This is a genomic window from Aureimonas sp. N4 (genome assembly GCF_001463925.1).
In the GTDB taxonomy this organism is placed as follows: Bacteria; Pseudomonadota; Alphaproteobacteria; order Rhizobiales; family Rhizobiaceae; genus Aureimonas; species Aureimonas ureilytica_A.
In genome coordinates, this window is the sequence record NZ_BBWS01000055.1 from 174,734 (window position 1) to 192,117 (window position 17,384).

Below are 17,384 nucleotides of genomic sequence, written 5' to 3' on the forward strand. Positions count from 1 at the left end.
GTCCAAAAAGAACGGGGCCGGGCGCATCTGCGGCCCGGCCCCATCATCTGCGCTTATCCGGCGTCAGCGGTTGCTGGTCTCAACTGGTTTGACCAACGATGTGATGCGCCGCAGCGTCACGCGACGGTTCTCGCGGTTCGGCTCCTGCGTGTTCACTTTCAGATTTTCTTCGCCATAGCCCTGCGTCACCAAATTCTCGGCCGGCACTTCGAAATATTCGGTGAGAGCGGTGGCGACCGCTTCCGCGCGCCGATCCGACAGGGCGAGATTGGCGACATTGCTGCCGACCGCGTCCGTGTGACCTTCAAGCAGGAAGACCTCGCCCGGATTCTCGTCGATGACGCGTTTCACGGCATCGGCCAGAGCTTGCAGGTTGCGAGCTTGGGCCTGCTCGATCGTCGCCGAACCGAAGCCGAAATTGATCGTGTTGAGATCGATCCGCCGAACCTTGTCGCGAATGCGGGCTGAGCGTCGCACCTCATCGACGGAATAGATACGTTCCACCGTCTCCACCGGCGGCGCGACGATGGTTTGATAGTAGAGATCCTCGTCGGGTCGGGACACGTCCACGACATAACGATCCTCAGGAATGGTCAGGCGCAGAGGCGGAAGATCCGCGCCCACGTCGGCATAGTCGTTCCGCCGCGTGTCGTCCTCGGCATATGGGTCGTAGAAGAGAACGACTTCCCGCCCGTCCGGCATGATCCGAGACCGCTGGACGATGTCACCATATTCGTTTTCGATCGTGACGACCTCGACACCGTTCGGCCGCCGGATCGTCTGACGCGTCAAGCCACGCGGCAACTGCTCGAACCGAACGTCCTGCGACCCTTGCGTCAGGCGCGGATTGTCGTCCGAGCGGATGAAATAGGCTGCCAGACCGCCCGCCGCCGCGCCGGCGACGCCCGCGCCGACCAAGGACAGGATGTCGCGGTTCCCAACCCGCTCCACGACCTGAACATTGGGCGGGAGCACAGGCGCAGGCGGAGCCTGAATGGGTTGCCCTTCGGCTTGTCGCACAGGCGGTACGGCGATCGGCTGCTGCAACTGCTGCACGCGGGCATCGCTCCGACTAACGCCGCCTTGAGGGACCGGCGCGGTCTGAACTTCGACGGGAACGGGCTGGGGAGCCTCGGCCGCCGGGGGCGCAAGTTGCGCCGCGGCTGGATTGGCCGGCGCAGGGGGAGGCGTCGCCCCTTCCTGCACCGGCGGAGCGGGAACGCTGCCCGGTGCAGCGGGCGGAGTGTCGCTTCCCGCCGGTGGAGGCGGAGCCGGCGGCGTGCCCGGTACGACCGGTGCGGCATCGGGCGCTGCCGGTGCGGCGGTTGGCGCGGTTGGCGCGGTGGGCGCTGCGGCAGGAGCGGCTCGTGTGGCAGGGTCCGCATTGGGCGCGGCCGGTTCTTGCCCAGGCTGCGGAGGGGCGGGCGGTACAGGCTCCGTCTGTGGCGGTGTTGCAGGCCGCTGCGCCGCCGGTGCGTTCGCTGGAGGCGGCGTTTCAGCTTCAGGCTTAGGGGGCGGAGGTGGGGCGTCTGGTGTCTGGGAAGCCGGGGCTGCGCGTCGTTGTGGTGCTGGCGCAGGCTGCTCGCCTGCCGGCCGGGGCGGCTCGGAGGCTTCGGGCTTCGCTGGCTCTGGCGCGGCAGGGGCCGGTTCTGGGCCTGGATTGGGGGCTGGGGCTGCGTCGTTGAGCGTGCCCTGATCCGTCGGCATGTTGCCGCGAGTTCCCTCCGGCGCATTGGTCGGGGGACCGGAGTCTGGAGCGGCAGGCTTGGACGGCGTCGAAGCGCCACCGGGGCGCGGCGCGTTGGGCGTGGCGGGCGGAGTTGGCGTGTCGCGGGCGGGCGCTTCCGGCTCCGGCGATGCGTCAGGCTTCGACGGCGCTGGTCGCTCGGGCGGTGCCGGTCGCTCGCGAGCGGGCGGCTCGGCGGGTTCTGCGGCAGGCGGCGGCGGAGGTGCAGAATCAGGAGCGGGTTCCCCCGGCGGTGCAGCGTCCGGTGGAGCCTGCCCCTCGGCGGGCGGAGGTGGTTGCTGCGCAAGGGCAGCCAGAGGGCCCGTAAGTGCGGTCGATGCGGCGAGCGCCGTGATCGCCAGAAGACGCCCTGCACGTTCGAAATTCGGCATAAAAGACCTTTCCATCTGTCCCTTGCGGTTTCCAGCTCGCGAAAGCGCCGCGCCGCCATCGCAAACCGGATGCGCGTTCGGAAAACCGAAACACTGGTGAAAGGAGCTAGGTCGTGGGAGGCGGAGGGAAAGCCGGGGCCTGTGCGGCGGAGGCCCACAGACGCGTGAACGTGACACAGGCTGCTGGAAGGTCTGGCATTAAACGGGCCACAAAGACAGCCTCGGCTTTCTTTGTGTAGCTCAGAGCGGCGGCGCGATCGGTTCGGCACGCCAATCATAAAGCCAGGATAGGTCCGCCCGCATGGCGGCCTCCGGGCGCACCCGCATTGCGAGGTTACGCGCCAAGCTGAGCGGCCAACCGAGATGATAAACCCGCCGGTGGAAGCTGACACGCTTCAGCACCCGCTGAATGCGCGGAAGACGGGTCGCGGCATAGGCGGCCAACCCCTCTTGGATCGTCGCTTTTGTCGCGAGACAGGATGCCAAGACCCAGGCGTCCTCCAGAGCCATGGCCGCACCCTGCGCCGCGAAAGGGAACATCGCATGGGCGGCGTCGCCGATCAGAACGATGCGCTCTCGCGAGCGAAGGCGATCGACCGCATCGACCGTCAAGAGCGGCCAAGCCCCGAGATAGTCTCCACGCGTCAGGAAGTCGCTCAGACGCGGGTTCCAATCCCGAGAGTCGGGAGCGCCGTGAGGAACGCCGACGGGTTCGACGACGACCAGGTTGCGCTCGCCGGACTTGCGCATGGGGTAGGACACGGCGTGAGACGAAGGCGCCAGCCACGCTTCGATCTCCGGACCGGGTGCATCTGCAATCGAGAAACGATGAGCGACGAGTCCGCTATCGACCGACGGCTTGCAACCCGCGAAGGCTGCGACGGGCGAATGGACACCATCGGCACCGATCAGCAGCGAGGTTTCGACTGCGGTCTGCGAACCATCCGCGCCTAGAAACCAGACGGACAGTCCGTTCGCCTGGGATTCTACGCGCTGAAAACTGAGCCCCAGCCGGACTTCCACGGAGGGGGCAGCCATCGCCGCGTCCAAGAGGACAGATTGGAGATCGGCACGGTGAACGGCGATATAGCCGTCCTGCCCCGACTCGACGGGAACACGAGCCAGAAGCCCGTCACTCGCGCCATCGCGCAGCGCGACGCTGCGCGCCGAAAACCCACGTTCCGCCAATGAGGCTTTGAGCCCGAGCTGATCGAGAACACTGAGTGCGTTAGCGGACAGTTGCAGCCCCGCGCCAACCGGCTGGAGGCTGGGCGCGCGTTCGCAGACGATGCTGCGACAACCCGCTTTGGCCAGAGCCAAGGCGCAGGCAAGACCCGCCACGCCCGCTCCGACGATCAGGAGTGGGCGTGACGCGAGGTCCGTGTCCTTCAAAGCCGACGCCTGTCAGGCGGCCTTGTCGTGATAGGCGCAGCCCGCTGGGAGCGTTTCGTCGCGCTTCAGCGCGGGATTGTAGCGATAAAGGGTCGAGCAATAGGGGCACACCTTCTCGCCTTCATCGCCCATGTCCAGATAAACATGCGGATGATCGTAAGGCGGGTGAGCACCCACGCACATGAATTCAGCGACGCCGATCTCGATCACGTCGTGCCCGGCGCTGTTCTGGAAGTGAGGCGTGCCATAACCGGCCATGAGGCTCTCCATGCGACCCTTGGTCTGAAATCGGCCGGACCTTAATCCTGCGAGCGTTAAAAGAACAGGGTGGTCGAGCGGCTCGGATCGCGATAACGGGTCGAAACATCGCGAGTTGGAAGGGCTGTCATGGCTGAGTTCGAGAACGGCGGCTTTCGCCTTCATTATATCGATGAGGGTGACCCGGAAGCCCCAGCGGTTCTCCTCGTTCACGGCTTCGCTTCCAGCCTCAAGGTCAATTGGGTCGATCCCGGCTGGGTGAAGACCCTGACCGACGCCGGTTATCGCGCGATCGCCTTCGACCATCGGGGCCATGGCGAGAGTGACAAGCCGAGAGCCGGCGCTGCCTATACGCCCGAAGCCATGGCGTCGGATGTGCTGGCTCTCGCCGACAGGCTCGACCTTCGAACGGCCGCCCTGTTCGGCTATTCCATGGGTGCCCGCGTCTCGGCCTTTGCGGCGCGTCGCTATGCCGAGCGTTTTCCGCTCCTGGTCTTCGGCGGCCTCGGGATCGGTCTGGTCGAGGGCGTGGGGGATTGGGACCCGATCGCCGAGGCGCTTCTCGCGCCCTCGCTGGAGGATGTCTCGCACGAGCGAGGACGCATGTTCCGGGCTTTCGCCGACCGAACGCGAAGCGATCGATTGGCGCTGGCTGCCTGTATCGAGACATCGAGGAAGGAACTCACGGCAGAAGACGTCTCGCGCATTGTCCAGCCGAGCCTGGTGGGCGTCGGGACGAAGGACGATATTGCCGGCTCCGCTCAAGCTCTGGCGGACCTCCTGCCGAACGGCGAAGCCTTCGACATCCCCAACCGCGATCATATGCTGGCCGTGGGCGATCGCCTCTTCAAGGCCAAGGTCTTGGAATTCCTCGACGGGCACCGGGCGCTGATCGAGCGCTGAGCTGGCGAGTTGGAACGGGCGGCGTTTTTAAGTTAAGGCAGGGTGCTGGCAACGGTCGGGCGCAGGCTTACCTTCTGGTGAGCCGGCGTCGAAACGCACATGAGACGAAAGCGACAGGACGATGACTGTGATTCCCGCTTCCTTCGCGGATCGTGTTCATTCGGTCGATCCGATCTGGACGCGTATGCGAGAGGAAAGTTTGCGTGCCGCCGAGCGCGAACCCGCGCTGAGCGGTTTCCTTTATGCGGCGGTGCTTAACCAACGCTCGGTGGAAGCGGCCGTGGCGCATCGCGTGGCGCAGCGGCTGGATCACCCCAATGTGCCAGCGTCTCACATCGAGCAGGCCTTTGCCGACATGGCGACGGCCCATCCCGAATGGTCCTACGAAGTGCGAACCGACCTTCAGGCCGTGTTCGACCGCGATCCGGCCTGCGAGCGCTATATCGAGCCGCTCCTGTTCTTCAAGGGTTTCCAGGCCATCCAGACGCATCGTCTGGCGCATTGGCTCTGGCATGTCGGGCGGACGGATTTCGCACTCTATCTCCAGTCCCAGTCCTCATCCGTTTTCCAGACGGATATTCATCCGGCCGCGCGCATGGGAAAGGGCATTTTCCTGGATCATGCGACCGGGCTCGTGGTCGGCATGACCGCCGTTGTCGGCGACAATGTTTCGATCCTCCAGGACGTGACGCTGGGCGGGACGGGCAAGGAGTTCGGCGACCGGCATCCCAAGATCGGCTCCGGTGTGTTGATCGGCGCGGGCGCCAAGATTCTCGGCAACATCCATGTCGGCGCCTGCTCCAAGATCGCTTCCGGCTCGGTGGTTCTGCGGGAAGTGCCGGCCAACTCCACCGTTGCGGGCATTCCCGCCAAGATCATCGGCACCTCCGGCTGCGCCGAGCCGGCATCCGCCATGGATCAGAATTTCAGCCGCGAGGATTGAGGTTCCGTCCTCGCGACCGACAAAGGCCCATGAGGCCTGATATCCCCAAGCCTTGGCTACCATCCCTGCCTTGGCCGTCCCGACAAGGAGTTCTGGACTTGAAACCCGACGAAATCCGCAAGCTCGAAGCCTTCTTCAAGCGCACCTTCAAGGGTGTCGAGCTAAAGGTGCGCCCGATGCCCAAGCGGAACGATACGGCCGAGGTCTATCTCGATGACGAGTTCGTCGGGACGATCGGGAAGGATACGGACGAGGGCGAACTCTCCTATCACTTCACCATGACGATCCTCGACATCGATCTCGACTGAACCGACAAAGGCCGGCGCTCTCGCCGGCCTTTTGTTGAGCGCAGGCCTTCGTTAGCGAACGCTGCCGACCAGCATTTCGCGGCCGTCGTCGATCGAAACCCATTTCGACGAGTCGCGCTCCGACTGGCGCTTGAGATACTGATAGGGGGTCAGCGTCCAATCCAGAACACGCTGGTCTAGATTGTCGAGGATCATGTCGCCGCGATCGGTGCGAACGGTCAGCACCGCATGACCTTCGCCATTGCTCTGGCGCACGACGGTGAGCAGGAGAGCCGAGCGCGGAAAGCCCTCGCGTTCCAGCATATACTGCTTGAGCAGCGCGAAATCCTCGCAGTCGCCCTCCGTCGTCGGATAGGCCCAGTGCTCGGGAACCCCATAGATTTCCTGATCGGTCTTGGCGGTGATGCCGATATTGACCGATGAATTGACCTCCATGATCGCGGCCCAGGTCCGATCCGTGATCCGAACGCTGGCGACCTCGGCATTGGGCCCGCATTCCGCCGGATAGGATTTGCAGAAGTCGAAATGGCCCACCGGCTGGGAGGTCGGGCCGCGCGTCGCCATCGCAGCTTCCGCGCCCACGAGAGGCGTGAAGAGACCGACGATGAGAGCGGCAAGAGCCAGAAGCGATTTGGTCGAGGTGAGCACGATAGACCTCCCGAGGACTTGGGAGGACCTTCGCAGCCCAGGTTGACGAATTCTCGAACGAGAACTGCCGGATTTTACGCAAGTCCGAAGTCGAACAGCAGGTTTTTGCCGCTATTACCACTTCGATACTTGTGTCAACGAGGCCTTATAGCCGTTGAGACTTTGTTCGCCATCAACTCTTTCGGTTACGAAGGTGAAGGTCATCGATCACCTGAGGCGCGGCGAAACGGGGCGCGGCGGTTCGGCCGTTAACACATCAGGCGGCCTGACGTTAAGACCTCTGAACACGAAAAAGGCGGTGCGACCTTCGCCGCCCGCCGCTGCACCGATGTTTCGGACGCGCTGGTCCGTTCCGAGCCTCGGACCGGGTCTCCTGAGCTAAATTGCGTTATCCACAGAAGCTTCGCCCGCTTTCGGCAGGCAGCCCCGATCCAGACGCGAGGTGCTTCGTTCAGCGGAATGATTCGTTGAGCGTGTCCGCCGTCTGGAGCGTACTGAACTCGATTGCGAGACCGTCTTCCAACTGACGCACGACCCGTCCCGGCATGGTGCCGAGCGTGAGCTTCGACCCATTGGCGGGCCGCACGGCGCAGGCGACGGCCGCGCCGGAGAGCGAAAGATCGATGATCTTAACCTGATAGCGGCGTCCGTCGTCCAGAACCATCTCGATAATGGGGTTGCGCGGCTGGATACGCTCGTGCCGGCGATCCTCGGGCAGGGCGAGTTCATGCCGGTTGGCGAGCCACGTCAGCTGCGCTGCGAGTTTCTCACGCTTGCGTTCCGTCGCTTGAATCTGCACGGCGAAGCCGCCGCGGAACTGCCGCACCACGTTTCCCTCGATCCGCCCGATGTGATCGACATAGAGGATCACACGTTCGGACGTTCGAGGCTCGACGGCCGAAATCACAGCGATGCCGCCGGGGCTGACATTGTCCACGCGGCACGGAAACTCGTTCTGGTTCTCCAGCATGAACCGGCCCAGCAGATCCACCTTCACGCGGTTGTGGTGCCGTCGGTCTTCCGTCACGAGCGGAACTGCGGGGAGAACGTCCAGCATAAGGTTTCGCTGCCATCTGATCGCTGTGCTGAACGAACCCTATCGAAGAATGGTTAAGAGTTCCGGTTGCGAAAGGATGGACGTGGCGTCCGTACCATCAGGCCGGTCCGTTGGACTTTGCGCCGTCCCGACGTAGAACAGAACCGCCAATCCAAGGAGTGCCGCGTGTCTCTCGACCCTGCCCATATGTCTGGCGAGAGCCGCCCGCCTCGCTCCGTATCGCCTGTCAACGTGCCCGGTATCGTTCTGGCGCTGATCGCGATCTTCGCGGGAATTCACTGGCTTCGAACCAGTTGGCTGTCGCCCGAGAACGATGTCTGGACGCTCGTGAACTTCGCCCTGATCCCTGGCTGCTACAGCGATCTCGATCAGGTCTGCGCGCTCCGCGAGTCATGGGCCGGCCTGATCTCTCCGCTCAGCCACGCGTTTCTTCACGGCGACTGGACGCATTTTGCGACCAACGCCATCTGGCTGCTCGCCTTTGGAACGCCCGTCGCGCGGCGTTTGGGAACGGGCGGCTTCCTGATCTTCTCCGCCCTCGGCGCGATGGCCGGCGCGGCGCTGTTTTATGCGCTGAATCCGACGCTGATCCAGCCGATGATCGGCGCATCCGGCGTGGTCTCCGCGCTGATGGGGGGCGCTGCGAGATTCGCCTTGGGATCGATGGGTCGGCTGCAATCCTCCGACGTGGCCTATGCTCCGAGACTGTCAATCCGGCAGAGCCTTTCGGACCGGACCATTCTGTTCTTCATCCTCATCTTCTTCGGCACCAATCTCCTGCTCGGCTCCGCGGGCGGAGCGATCTTCGGGGAAGCCGGCGCCATCGCCTGGGAAGCGCATGTCGGCGGCTTCCTGTTCGGTTTCCTGGGGTTCGCGCTGTTCGATCGTCGCCAGCACATCTGGCAGGAGCGCTTCTAGACGCGCTGGAGCGCCGAGGTTGCCAGCAGGCCTCTCTCGTCGCAGGATGCACTGTCCGATGGAAAGGGAGGTCCAGATGACAGTGCAGACCATTCTCGAGGCCAAGGGGCGCGATGTCGCCACGGTCGATCCCTCGCACAGCCTCGCGGAGGTGATCGAACATCTTCATGAGAGGCGGATCGGCGCGTTGATTGCGCTCGATGCCGACAATCGGTTGCTGGGTCTGATCTCGGAACGAGATATCGTTCGCCTTCTGGCCGAGCACGGTGCGGAGGCTTTGTCGCAAAGCGTCGGGGACGTGATGACGCGCCAACTCGTGACGATCGACGAAGCGGCGACGATCGATGACGCAATGGGACTGATGACGCGCGGCCGGTTTCGCCACCTACCAGTGGTCCGGGACGGGCGATGCGTCGGCATCATCTCGATCGGCGACGTGGTGAAGCGACGGATCGAGGACGCCGAGCGCGAAGCGGAAGACCTGAAAACCTATATTCACGCCGGCGTATAAGCGGTCCTCAACGACCCGGCAGGGAGTGGCAGAGACGCTCGATCTCGTGCATTCCCCGCATGGCTTCCTCATAGCCGAACGCGATACATTCGCGCGCCCGAAAGAACTCGGACAGTCCGATTTCGCGGACGCGCGGATGAACGGTATAGTCGGGCGGGTCTCCCGCCAGACGCGAGCGCGAAATGCGGTCCTGAATGATGTTGAAGGCATCGACCATCGAGCGGCCGATGCCGATCCGATCCGGCTCGCGCGCGCCCCGCGCCGATTGAGCCAGAGAGGGATCGATGGCGCTCGCGTCGTCCGGGCGCTGCGGCAAGGCATTCTCCGCGCTCATGCGCAGCACGGCCGCCCGCCCGAACAGGTCGTAGTGGAGATTGACCGCCACCACCAAAGGCTCTTCCACGGCCCGACAGACCGAGACCGGCACCGGGTTCACGAGCGCACCGTCCAAGAGGCGTCGGCCATTGCATTCGACCGGGGGGAAGACGCCCGGCAGCGCGTAGGAGGCGCGCATGGCCAGAACCAGAGAACCGGAATCCAACCAGACCTCGTGCCCGCTTCGCGCCTCCGTCGCCACACAGACGAGCGGCCGGGTGAGCTCTTCGATCCGAAGATCCGCCAATTCGGCGGCCAGGCGACGATGCAGCCGCGCGCCGCCGATCAACCCGCCACCGCCCCAGCGAATATCGAAGAAGCGCATCATGCCGCGCCGCGTCAGCGAAAGAGCGAACTGCTCCAGTTCATCGAGATGACCGGCGAGATAGCAGCCGCCGACAAGCGCGCCGATCGATGTGCCGGCAATCATGCTGATCGGGATTTCGGCTTCCGTCAGGGCCCGGATGACGCCGATATGCGCCCAGCCCCGCGCCGCGCCGCCGCCCAGGGCCAGTGCAACGCCGCGCTTGGGCGCGGCGGGCTTCGGCGAACTCTTGGCCGACTCGCCGCCTATGCTGCCACCGGCCGGAGCACTCCGCCTGAAAACCAGATCGAGCATGAGGGCCTCCCGTCACCGTTTCGGCTCGTTGGTTCGAGCTTATGCGACCACCGCTTTCCAGTTTGCTGACCGGAACGGTTGACGGTCTGCTAACTATGCTGCGTTGCAGCGCGTGGCTCCGTGTCTAGCAAGCGATAACGACCGTTTGACGAAACGACCTTTCGATAGAAACAGGTCGTGCGGCCTGTGTGGCAGGTGTCTTCCGGCTTGGCGACATCGACCTTCAGCCAAACCGCATCCTGATCGCAATCGACCCGGACTTCGCGAACCACTTGCAGCGCGCCCGACGTTTCACCTTTTTTCCAGAGGCTCTGGCGCGAGCGGCTGAAATAATGCGCGATCCCGGTCGAGAGGGTGAGATCGAGAGCCTGCGCGTTCATGTGCGCGACCATCAAGAGCTCTCCGGAAGCGGCATCGGTGACAACAGCGGTGACGAGCCCCGATGCGTCGAAACGGGGCAGGAGTTCCACCCCTTCCTCCAATTCGGCCTTCGTCGCTGCCGTGGCAAAAGGTGCGGCGTCGCTCACTTCGCGCCGACCATGGTCAGGAAGCGGGTCTGTTCGCTTTTATCGTCCCGGAAGGTCCCGTAGAAAGAGGTGGTGATCGTCGTGGAGCCCTTGGTGCGAATGCCGCGCATGGACATGCACATATGCTCGGCTTCCAGCATCACGGCCACACCGCGCGCGCCGAGCGCGCCGTCGATGATGCCGGCGATCTGTTCGGTCAGCGCTTCCTGCGTCTGCAGGCGGCGAGCATAGACTTCCACGATGCGTGGAATCTTGGAAAGGCCGACCACGCGCCCGCCATTGGGCAGATAGGCGACATGCGCCTTGCCGATGATCGGCACCATGTGGTGCTCGCAATGCGAGGTGAAATCGATGTTCTTCAGGAGAACCATGTCGTCATAACCTGCCACCTCATCGAAGGTGCGGTTCAGGATCGACGCGGGCTCTTGCCGATAGCCGGAGAACAGTTCCTCATAGGCTTTGACGACGCGCCTCGGCGTGTCGAGCAGGCCTTCGCGTGAGGGGTCTTCGCCGATCCAACGCAGGAGAGTTTCCACCGCCGCTTCGGCTTCTTCCCGCGAAGGGCGGTTCGTCTCGTCCGGCTGCATGGTCTGACTGGTCTTTCTGACGATCGCGTCCATCACTTCATCCCGAACTGGTTTCGGGCGCGGCTTTTCTCGCGGCACAAGCACCGCAAGCCCCACCGACATCGAACCGCTTGATGTTGGAAAGCTTCGATGGCGTCAAGCAAAGACGTTTCTCTGCTGGCGCTGCCGCTTCCTGTCATCTTGTCCGACCCCTATATGACGGGGACGATCGACGGTTTGAAGAGGACCGTCGGTGAACTGTCTGTCGCGAGGCCGATCATGATCGACGATCTCTACAATGCCCGGATCCTCGAATTCGCCGGCAACATCTCTCGGCTCGGGCGGTTGGACGATCCCGACGGCACAGCAAAGGCGCATTCCAAGCTTTGCGGCTCGACCGTCATCGTCGATCTCAAGCTGAAGGACGGCGTGGTGGCCGAGTTCGCGCATGAGGTGCGCGCTTGCGCGCTGGGGCAGGCGTCGTCCGCCATCATGGCGCGCAATATCGTCGGCGCTTCGCCGCAGGAATTGCGCGATGTGCACCGGGCCATGCAGGCGATGCTCAAGGCCGGCGGCGCGCCGCCCGAAGGTCGCTTCGCGGATTTGAAATTTCTGGAGCCCGTGCGCGATCATAAGGCGCGCCATGCCTCGACACTTCTAACGTTCGAAGCTGTGGAAGCCGCCCTCGATATGGCGGAAGCGGGCCGGGCCGGCGCGGCGGCGTGAAGCGGCTGGGACGCAACTATACCGGCCCCTGGCGCAAGACGCCCGGTCGGCTCCTTGGCGTCGGGATCGTTCGGTTCTATCAGATCGTCTTCTCGCCGCTCGTCGGCGGGCATTGCCGCCATGTGCCGACATGCTCGGAATATGGATACGAGGCGATCGCGCGCCACGGGCTTAGGCGCGGCGGATGGTTGACCGCGCGCCGCGTGGCGCGTTGCGGGCCGTTCGGCTGCGCGGGACATGACCCCGTTCCGGACTGAGCTCTGTCTCTAGCAAGCTCAGGAAAGGCTTCGCGCTTGCGAAGGCTCTTACGCGCGCCTAGAAGCCAAAGCCTCGCAGACAGAAGCGCTGCGGCCATCGATCGACAGGCTTTCCCGCATGGTAGGCGGGGGTGAGCGGAAAGGATAATCATGATCGACGTCACGTTTCCCGACAATTCCGTGCGGTCCTACGAGCCCGAAACGACTGGCGCGGCTGTCGCCGCCGGCATTTCGAAGTCGCTCGCCAAGAAGGCCATCGCCTATGCACTGGATGGCGAAGTGCGCGATCTCTCGCAGCCGCTCGGCGGCGCGGGCCGGATCGAAATCGTCACGCGCGAGGACGAGCGTGCGATCGAGCTGATCCGCCACGACGCGGCCCATGTCATGGCCGAGGCCGTGCAGGAACTCTGGCCGGGCACGCAGGTCACGATCGGTCCCGTCATCGAGAATGGCTTCTATTACGACTTCGCCAAGGAGACCCCGTTCACGCCTGATGATCTGCCCGTCATCGAAAAGAAGATGCTGGAGATCATCCGTCGCAACGCGCCGTTCACGCGCGAGGTCTGGTCCCGCGACGAAGCGCGCCGCGTGTTCGGCGAGAAGGGCGAGACGTACAAGGTCCAGCTGGTCGATGCGATCCCAGAGGATCAGGACGTCAAAATCTATCGTCAGGGCGAATGGTTCGACCTTTGCCGTGGTCCGCACATGGCCTCCACGGGCCAGATCGGCGAAGCCTTCAAGCTGATGAAGGTGGCCGGCGCGTATTGGCGCGGCGACTCGAACAACCCGATGCTGACGCGCATCTACGGCACAGCTTGGCGCACGCCCGAGGAGTTGAAAGCCTACCTCACCATGCTGGAGGAGGCCGAGAAGCGCGATCACCGCCGCCTCGGCCGCGAGATGGACTTGTTCCATTTCCAGGAGGAGGGACCGGGCGTCGTCTTCTGGCACCCCAAGGGCTGGTCGCTGTTCCAGGACCTCATCGCCTATATGCGTCGCCGTTTGCGGGCCGATTACGCCGAGGTGAACGCGCCCCAAGTTCTCGACAAGTCGCTGTGGGAGACCTCCGGCCACTGGGGCTGGTATCGCGAGAACATGTTCCAGGTGCAGTCCGCTGGCGACGAAGCCGAGGACAAGCGCGTCTTCGCGCTCAAGCCCATGAATTGCCCCGGCCACGTCATGATCTTCAAGCATGGCTTGAAGTCCTACCGCGAACTACCGATCCGTTATGCCGAATTCGGGACGGTACATCGTTATGAGCCGTCAGGTGCGATGCATGGTCTCATGCGCGTTCGCGGCTTCACGCAGGACGACGCGCATATCTTCTGCACCGACGAGCAGATGGAAGCCGAGTGCCTGAAGATCAACGATCTGATCCTCTCGGTCTATCGCGACTTCGGCTTCGAAGAGATCATGGTCAAGCTCTCGACGCGGCCGGAGAAGCGTGTTGGTACCGATGAGATGTGGGACCGCGCCGAGTCTGTCATGCGCGACGTGCTCAAGACGATCGAGGCGCAGTCGGGAGGCCGCATCAAGACGGGCATCAACGAAGGCGAGGGCGCGTTTTACGGGCCGAAGTTCGAGTATACGTTGAAGGATGCGATCGGCCGCGAATGGCAGTGCGGCACGACGCAGGTCGACTTCAACCTGCCGGAGCGGTTCGGTGCCTTCTATATCGACTCGAACTCCGACAAACGCCCGCCAGTCATGATTCACCGCGCCATCTGCGGTTCGCTGGAGCGGTTCCTCGGCATTCTCATCGAGAATTTTGCAGGCCATTTCCCGCTTTGGATGGCGCCGACGCAGGTCGTCGTCGCGACCATCACATCCGAGGCGGATGAATACGCCGCTGGCGTCGTGCGCGAATTGCGGGCTGCCGGGATGCGGGTGGAGAGCGATCTTCGCAACGAGAAGATCAACTATAAGGTCCGCGAGCATTCGCTGGCCAAGGTTCCGGTCATCCTCGTCTGCGGAAAGCGCGAGGCGGAGGAGCGTTCGGTCAACCTGCGCAGGCTCGGCTCGCGCGATCAGGAAGCGATGAGCCTGGATGCAGCCAAAGCGCTTCTCCTGGCGGAAGCCGTCGCGCCGGACCTCCGCTCGGCAGCGGAATGAAATAAAGGGCGGCTTCTCGGAGCCGCCCTTTTTTTCAGAAGCGCCGGCTCAGTCGCCGGTGCCGATATCGGGGCTGTTGGGATCGACCAGATCGCTCGTCAGCACCTCGACGTCTGAATCTACGCCGCTTTTGACGGCGAACTGACGTTGGAACAGTCGGTCCTTGTTGCGCGCGACGATCACATAGTCGCCTTCCGCCAGAACCATGGACGGAAAAGCACCGACGCTTTCGCTGATGAGGTCACCCTGCATGCTGGTGATCGACCAAGCCGTGTCGGCCAGAGCTTCGCCGCCATGTTCGCGCACGAGCTTCATGGTCAGTTGCGCGGCGCGCTGGGTCATGACGGCATCCGTGATGCGCCCCGACTCGACTCGTACTTCCGCTCGGGACACGGCATTCACATCGCCATAGCGCGACACGACATGGTAGTTCCCGGAGTTCAACCTGATGACGACACCCGGCTCGACTTCGGATGCGACGAGCCGGCGATCGTGTTCGTCGGTCGCCTCGCTGAAAATGTCGAAGTGAACCTTGTCCTTGGTCAGCACCGTGTCCACCGAGGCTTTGGCCGACAGGCGCAGTCCACCCGCATCGATCGCGACCGTCTCGCGTGTTTCCCGCCCACTGAAGTCGATGCGCTTGGTGACGCCCGCTCGCCCGAATCCGACATGCAGAATGTAGGGTCCGGGCGGAACGTCGAAGACCGCTTCACCGCCCTTGGCCACCGCAATCACCGGCAGCTTTCCATCAGCAGCGGGATCGGGCGAGAACAAGCGCCAGACGAGATCGGATGGGATCGACGGGCCGTCTTTGCCAAGGGTCGCATGCAAGGTCAGCGCGTTGGGCGGTCTGGTGATGTTGAGGCTGGGCTGGGGCTGGGGCGCAAAGGCGGGTATCGTCGGCAGCTTGAGGTCCGACCCCTGCAGACTGGGCGGGGGTTGGGGTAGGGCGATCGGCTCCAGCTTCTTCAAGCCGCGCGATGTCGGAATGCCGAGATCGACAGCGGCCGGGTCCTTGGGGATGGCGGAGGGCGAAGCGTATGCGCCGGGCCCTTCGGGTTCGTGCCCACCGCCGCCGGGAGGCGCCTGCTGCGCGAGGGCTGGCTGTAGAAACAGGATGGAGAGGGCGAAAGACGCGGTCCCGAAACCTGGGCGCATGTTCGGTCTCCCTTTTGCATGATCGCTCGTCTGTTGAGCGAGAAGGCATAGCTCATTTCAAGGCGAAAAGGCGACCGTTCCCCTCATCGACGGAGGCGGTTTGCAAAATGCACGCTTTCGCCTAGCTCTGTGCCAGCACGAGAGAGGATAGTTCCGTGATCGAAGCCAAGACCCTTCTTGCGACCCGACGCTCCGTCCCGATTCCCGCCTTGACGGCCCCCGCACCAGACGGCGCGGAACTGACCGACATCCTCACCGAAGCGACGCGCGTGCCCGACCATGGCAAGCTTACGCCCTGGCGCTTCATCCTGTTTCGCGGCGACACGGCGAACGCCATGGGCAAAGCTCTGGCCGACTTGGCCGAACGTCGCGAAGGGCAGGCTTTGAGCGAGGGACGGCGGACCTTCGAGGAGAATCGCTTCACGCGCGCTCCGCTCGTGGTCGGTGTCGTCTCCACCGCCAAGCCGCATTTCAAAATTCCCGAGTGGGAGCAGGTCTTGTCCGCCGGTGCGGCGACGATGAACCTGATCCATGCCGCCCATGCCCGTGGATATGGCGCCAACTGGATCACCGAATGGGTGGCCTATGACGACGAGGCCAAAGCCTTGATGGGAATTGCGCCCGACGAAAAGGTTGTCGGGTTCGTCTACATCGGCACGCCGACGGAGAAGCCGAGCGATCGTCCGCGCCCGGATCTGTCGACCGTCGTGTCCGAAGCCTCGCTTCCGGCCTCAGCCTGATGTTCTACGAGACCGCCCACAACGACCATGGTCTGCCGCATGATCCGTTCAAGGCCATCGTCGCGCCCCGGCCGATCGGCTGGATTTCAACGCGAGCGAAGGATGGTTCGGTCAATCTCGCGCCCTATAGCTTCTTCAACGCGATCGCGGACGATCCCAAGCTCGTCATGTTCTGCTCGTCGGGTCTGAAAGACACCGCGAGCTTCGCCATCGAGAGCGGCGAGTTCGTCGTCAACCTCGCGACCTTGCCACTGGCCGAGGCGATGAATCGATCGTCCGCGCCGGCTCCACGGGGATCGAGCGAGTTCGAGATCGCCGGGCTGACGGAAGCACCCTGCCGGCTCGTATCGGCACCGCGCGTTGCTCAGTCCCCGGCCGCGCTGGAATGCAAGGTCACCCAGTCGTTCCGCCCGCTCGGGCTCGATGGCCCGTCGCCTTCTGCCGTCATGGTGATCGGGCAGGTCGTCGGCATTCATATCGACGAGCGAATCCTGCGAGATGGGATGCTGGCGATGGACCTTGCCGAACCGCTCACACGGCTCGGGTATCTCGACTACGCCGTGACGCGAGAGGTCTTCGCCATGGTGCGGCCCAAGCGTCCGGACGCGAGCGACCAAGCCCCGCGCCATCCTTAGCAACAGGTTCTTAAACGTGGTGAAGATTTGTTAAAGAATTTGGGTGCAGAAATAGGGCCTATGCCCTGTTTCCGAGGCCAGTTCGAATGCTCGCTCATCACTTCGTCAAATGGTGTGAGACCGCCAGCACAGCGGAGCGCTGCGCTGGCGTAGCCTTGTTGGCCGATGCCGTTACGGAACAGAAGTTCCTACCCAAGGAAACGCGGGAGGCGGAAGCGGCCCTCTTATTTGCGCTGGACGACATCTCGCCGCGCGTCCGCCGTACGATGGCAGTGCATGTTGCCGCATCCGAGCGGGTTCCCCGGCAGTTGGTTCTGTCGCTGGTCAAAGATGTGGACGATGTGGCAACCCCTGTCATCGGGCAGTCTCCTCTGCTGACGGGGTCGGATCTGGCGAGCCTCGCGCGGACGGGCAGTCGCGCTGCCCGGCTTGCTTTGGCGCGTCGGGCTGGACTGCCGGACGAGGCCTGCCGCGCACTCGCGCATGGCGACGATGCCGATGCGGCACGCGAAATGATCTGCAACCGTCAGGCCGCTCCGTCCGCTGACACGCTGCGAATTGCGGCGCAGCGCTTCGGCGGGGACGGGCGTATTCGCGAGCTTCTCCTGGAGCG

20 protein-coding genes and 1 pseudogene are annotated in these 17,384 nt (G+C 63.7%); 12 read left to right on the forward strand and 9 right to left on the reverse strand.

The features are described from left to right. Positions 1-63: 63 nt before the first annotated feature. The gene (locus AUL28_RS19390) at positions 64-1,056 is read right to left on the reverse strand and encodes an OmpA family protein (protein WP_082640583.1); all 993 of its coding nucleotides are present in this window, start codon (positions 1,054-1,056) and stop codon (positions 64-66) included. Between the two features lie 476 nt (positions 1,057-1,532). On the opposite strand from AUL28_RS19390, the gene AUL28_RS23090 reads away from it, so the two are divergent. Beyond that, a complete protein-coding gene (locus AUL28_RS23090; RefSeq protein WP_192843497.1) occupies positions 1,533-1,685 on the forward strand; it encodes a hypothetical protein in 153 nt (50 codons plus the stop codon). 673 nt (positions 1,686-2,358) lie between these two features. Here the strand turns inward: AUL28_RS23090 and AUL28_RS19395 are convergent. Then, on the reverse strand, positions 2,359-3,510 hold the full coding sequence (locus AUL28_RS19395; protein WP_062235941.1) for an FAD-dependent monooxygenase: 1,152 nt from the start codon (positions 3,508-3,510) through the stop codon (positions 2,359-2,361). A gap of 12 nt (positions 3,511-3,522) precedes the next feature. Further along, positions 3,523-3,768: a zinc-finger domain-containing protein gene (locus tag AUL28_RS19400; protein ID WP_058602390.1), complete on the reverse strand. Its 246-nt coding sequence runs from the start codon at positions 3,766-3,768 to the stop codon at positions 3,523-3,525. A gap of 129 nt (positions 3,769-3,897) precedes the next feature. On the opposite strand from AUL28_RS19400, the gene AUL28_RS19405 reads away from it, so the two are divergent. The 3 genes from AUL28_RS19405 (at position 3,898) to AUL28_RS19415 (ending at position 5,922) form a co-directional block, all read left to right on the forward strand. Beyond that, the gene (locus tag AUL28_RS19405) at positions 3,898-4,671 is read left to right on the forward strand and encodes an alpha/beta fold hydrolase (RefSeq protein WP_062235944.1); all 774 of its coding nucleotides are present in this window, start codon (positions 3,898-3,900) and stop codon (positions 4,669-4,671) included. Between the two features lie 121 nt (positions 4,672-4,792). Further along, entirely contained in the window at positions 4,793-5,614 is an 822-nt protein-coding gene (gene cysE, locus AUL28_RS19410; protein ID WP_058635348.1) for a serine O-acetyltransferase, read from the forward strand. Between the two features lie 98 nt (positions 5,615-5,712). Then, positions 5,713-5,922: a DUF3126 family protein gene (locus tag AUL28_RS19415; protein WP_058602374.1), complete on the forward strand. Its 210-nt coding sequence runs from the start codon at positions 5,713-5,715 to the stop codon at positions 5,920-5,922. A gap of 51 nt (positions 5,923-5,973) precedes the next feature. Here AUL28_RS19415 and AUL28_RS19420 read toward each other — a convergent pair whose 3' ends face one another. After that, positions 5,974-6,570 carry a transglutaminase-like cysteine peptidase gene (locus AUL28_RS19420; RefSeq protein WP_062235947.1) on the reverse strand — a complete coding sequence of 199 codons (597 nt, stop codon included), beginning with the start codon at positions 6,568-6,570 and terminating at the stop codon, positions 5,974-5,976. A gap of 451 nt (positions 6,571-7,021) precedes the next feature. Further along, positions 7,022-7,627, reverse strand: coding sequence for a PilZ domain-containing protein (locus AUL28_RS19425; RefSeq protein WP_062222484.1), 606 nt, complete (start codon positions 7,625-7,627; stop codon positions 7,022-7,024). Positions 7,628-7,792: 165 nt separating this feature from the next. Between AUL28_RS19425 and AUL28_RS19430 the strand changes: the two genes are divergently transcribed. Both AUL28_RS19430 and AUL28_RS19435 read left to right on the forward strand, forming a co-directional pair. Then, the gene (locus AUL28_RS19430; RefSeq protein ID WP_062235950.1) at positions 7,793-8,545 is read left to right on the forward strand and encodes a rhomboid family intramembrane serine protease; all 753 of its coding nucleotides are present in this window, start codon (positions 7,793-7,795) and stop codon (positions 8,543-8,545) included. A gap of 76 nt (positions 8,546-8,621) precedes the next feature. Further along, a complete protein-coding gene (locus AUL28_RS19435) occupies positions 8,622-9,056 on the forward strand; it encodes a CBS domain-containing protein (RefSeq protein WP_058635420.1) in 435 nt (144 codons plus the stop codon). A gap of 7 nt (positions 9,057-9,063) precedes the next feature. Here the strand turns inward: AUL28_RS19435 and AUL28_RS19440 are convergent, their stop codons facing one another. From AUL28_RS19440 to folE, 3 genes are all read right to left on the reverse strand, one after another. Continuing rightward, positions 9,064-10,050: a patatin-like phospholipase family protein gene (locus AUL28_RS19440; RefSeq protein WP_062235953.1), complete on the reverse strand. Its 987-nt coding sequence runs from the start codon at positions 10,048-10,050 to the stop codon at positions 9,064-9,066. An 89-nt stretch (positions 10,051-10,139) separates the two neighbouring features. After that, the gene (gene hisI / locus AUL28_RS19445; protein WP_062235956.1) at positions 10,140-10,577 is read right to left on the reverse strand and encodes a phosphoribosyl-AMP cyclohydrolase; all 438 of its coding nucleotides are present in this window, start codon (positions 10,575-10,577) and stop codon (positions 10,140-10,142) included. Continuing rightward, entirely contained in the window at positions 10,574-11,197 is a 624-nt protein-coding gene (gene folE / locus AUL28_RS19450) for a GTP cyclohydrolase I FolE (protein ID WP_058602379.1), read from the reverse strand. The genes hisI and folE overlap by 4 nt, the downstream gene beginning before the upstream one ends. 225 nt (positions 11,198-11,422) lie before the next feature. Here folE and AUL28_RS19455 point away from each other — a divergent pair, with 225 nt between their 5' ends. The 3 genes and pseudogenes from AUL28_RS19455 to thrS all read left to right on the forward strand — a co-directional run bounded on the left by AUL28_RS19455 (position 11,423) and on the right by thrS (position 14,238). Then, entirely contained in the window at positions 11,423-11,869 is a 447-nt protein-coding gene (locus tag AUL28_RS19455) for an iron-sulfur cluster assembly scaffold protein (protein ID WP_062236010.1), read from the forward strand. Beyond that, a pseudogene (gene yidD, locus AUL28_RS19460) lies at positions 11,866-12,120 on the forward strand (membrane protein insertion efficiency factor YidD); the annotation flags it as partial. The gene AUL28_RS19455 and the pseudogene yidD, both read left to right, overlap by 4 nt. Positions 12,121-12,276: 156 nt before the next feature. Beyond that, on the forward strand, positions 12,277-14,238 hold the full coding sequence (thrS, locus tag AUL28_RS19465) for a threonine--tRNA ligase (RefSeq protein ID WP_058635343.1): 1,962 nt from the start codon (positions 12,277-12,279) through the stop codon (positions 14,236-14,238). Between the two features lie 48 nt (positions 14,239-14,286). On the opposite strand, the gene AUL28_RS19470 is transcribed toward thrS, so the two are convergent. Then, positions 14,287-15,396, reverse strand: a complete 1,110-nt coding sequence (locus tag AUL28_RS19470) for a hypothetical protein (RefSeq protein WP_062235962.1) — start codon at positions 15,394-15,396, stop codon at positions 14,287-14,289. A gap of 155 nt (positions 15,397-15,551) precedes the next feature. On the opposite strand from AUL28_RS19470, the gene AUL28_RS19475 reads away from it, so the two are divergent. The 3 genes from AUL28_RS19475 to AUL28_RS19485 all read left to right on the forward strand — a co-directional run. Next, positions 15,552-16,136 carry a nitroreductase family protein gene (locus tag AUL28_RS19475; RefSeq protein WP_062235964.1) on the forward strand — a complete coding sequence of 195 codons (585 nt, stop codon included), beginning with the start codon at positions 15,552-15,554 and terminating at the stop codon, positions 16,134-16,136. Further along, complete coding sequence (locus AUL28_RS19480) at positions 16,136-16,771, forward strand: flavin reductase family protein (RefSeq protein ID WP_058635340.1); 636 nt, start codon at positions 16,136-16,138, stop codon at positions 16,769-16,771. The genes AUL28_RS19475 and AUL28_RS19480 overlap by 1 nt, the downstream gene beginning before the upstream one ends. 86 nt (positions 16,772-16,857) lie before the next feature. Next, positions 16,858-17,384: DUF2336 domain-containing protein (locus AUL28_RS19485; RefSeq protein WP_156420096.1), on the forward strand; the 527-nt coding region annotated here is incomplete at its 3' end.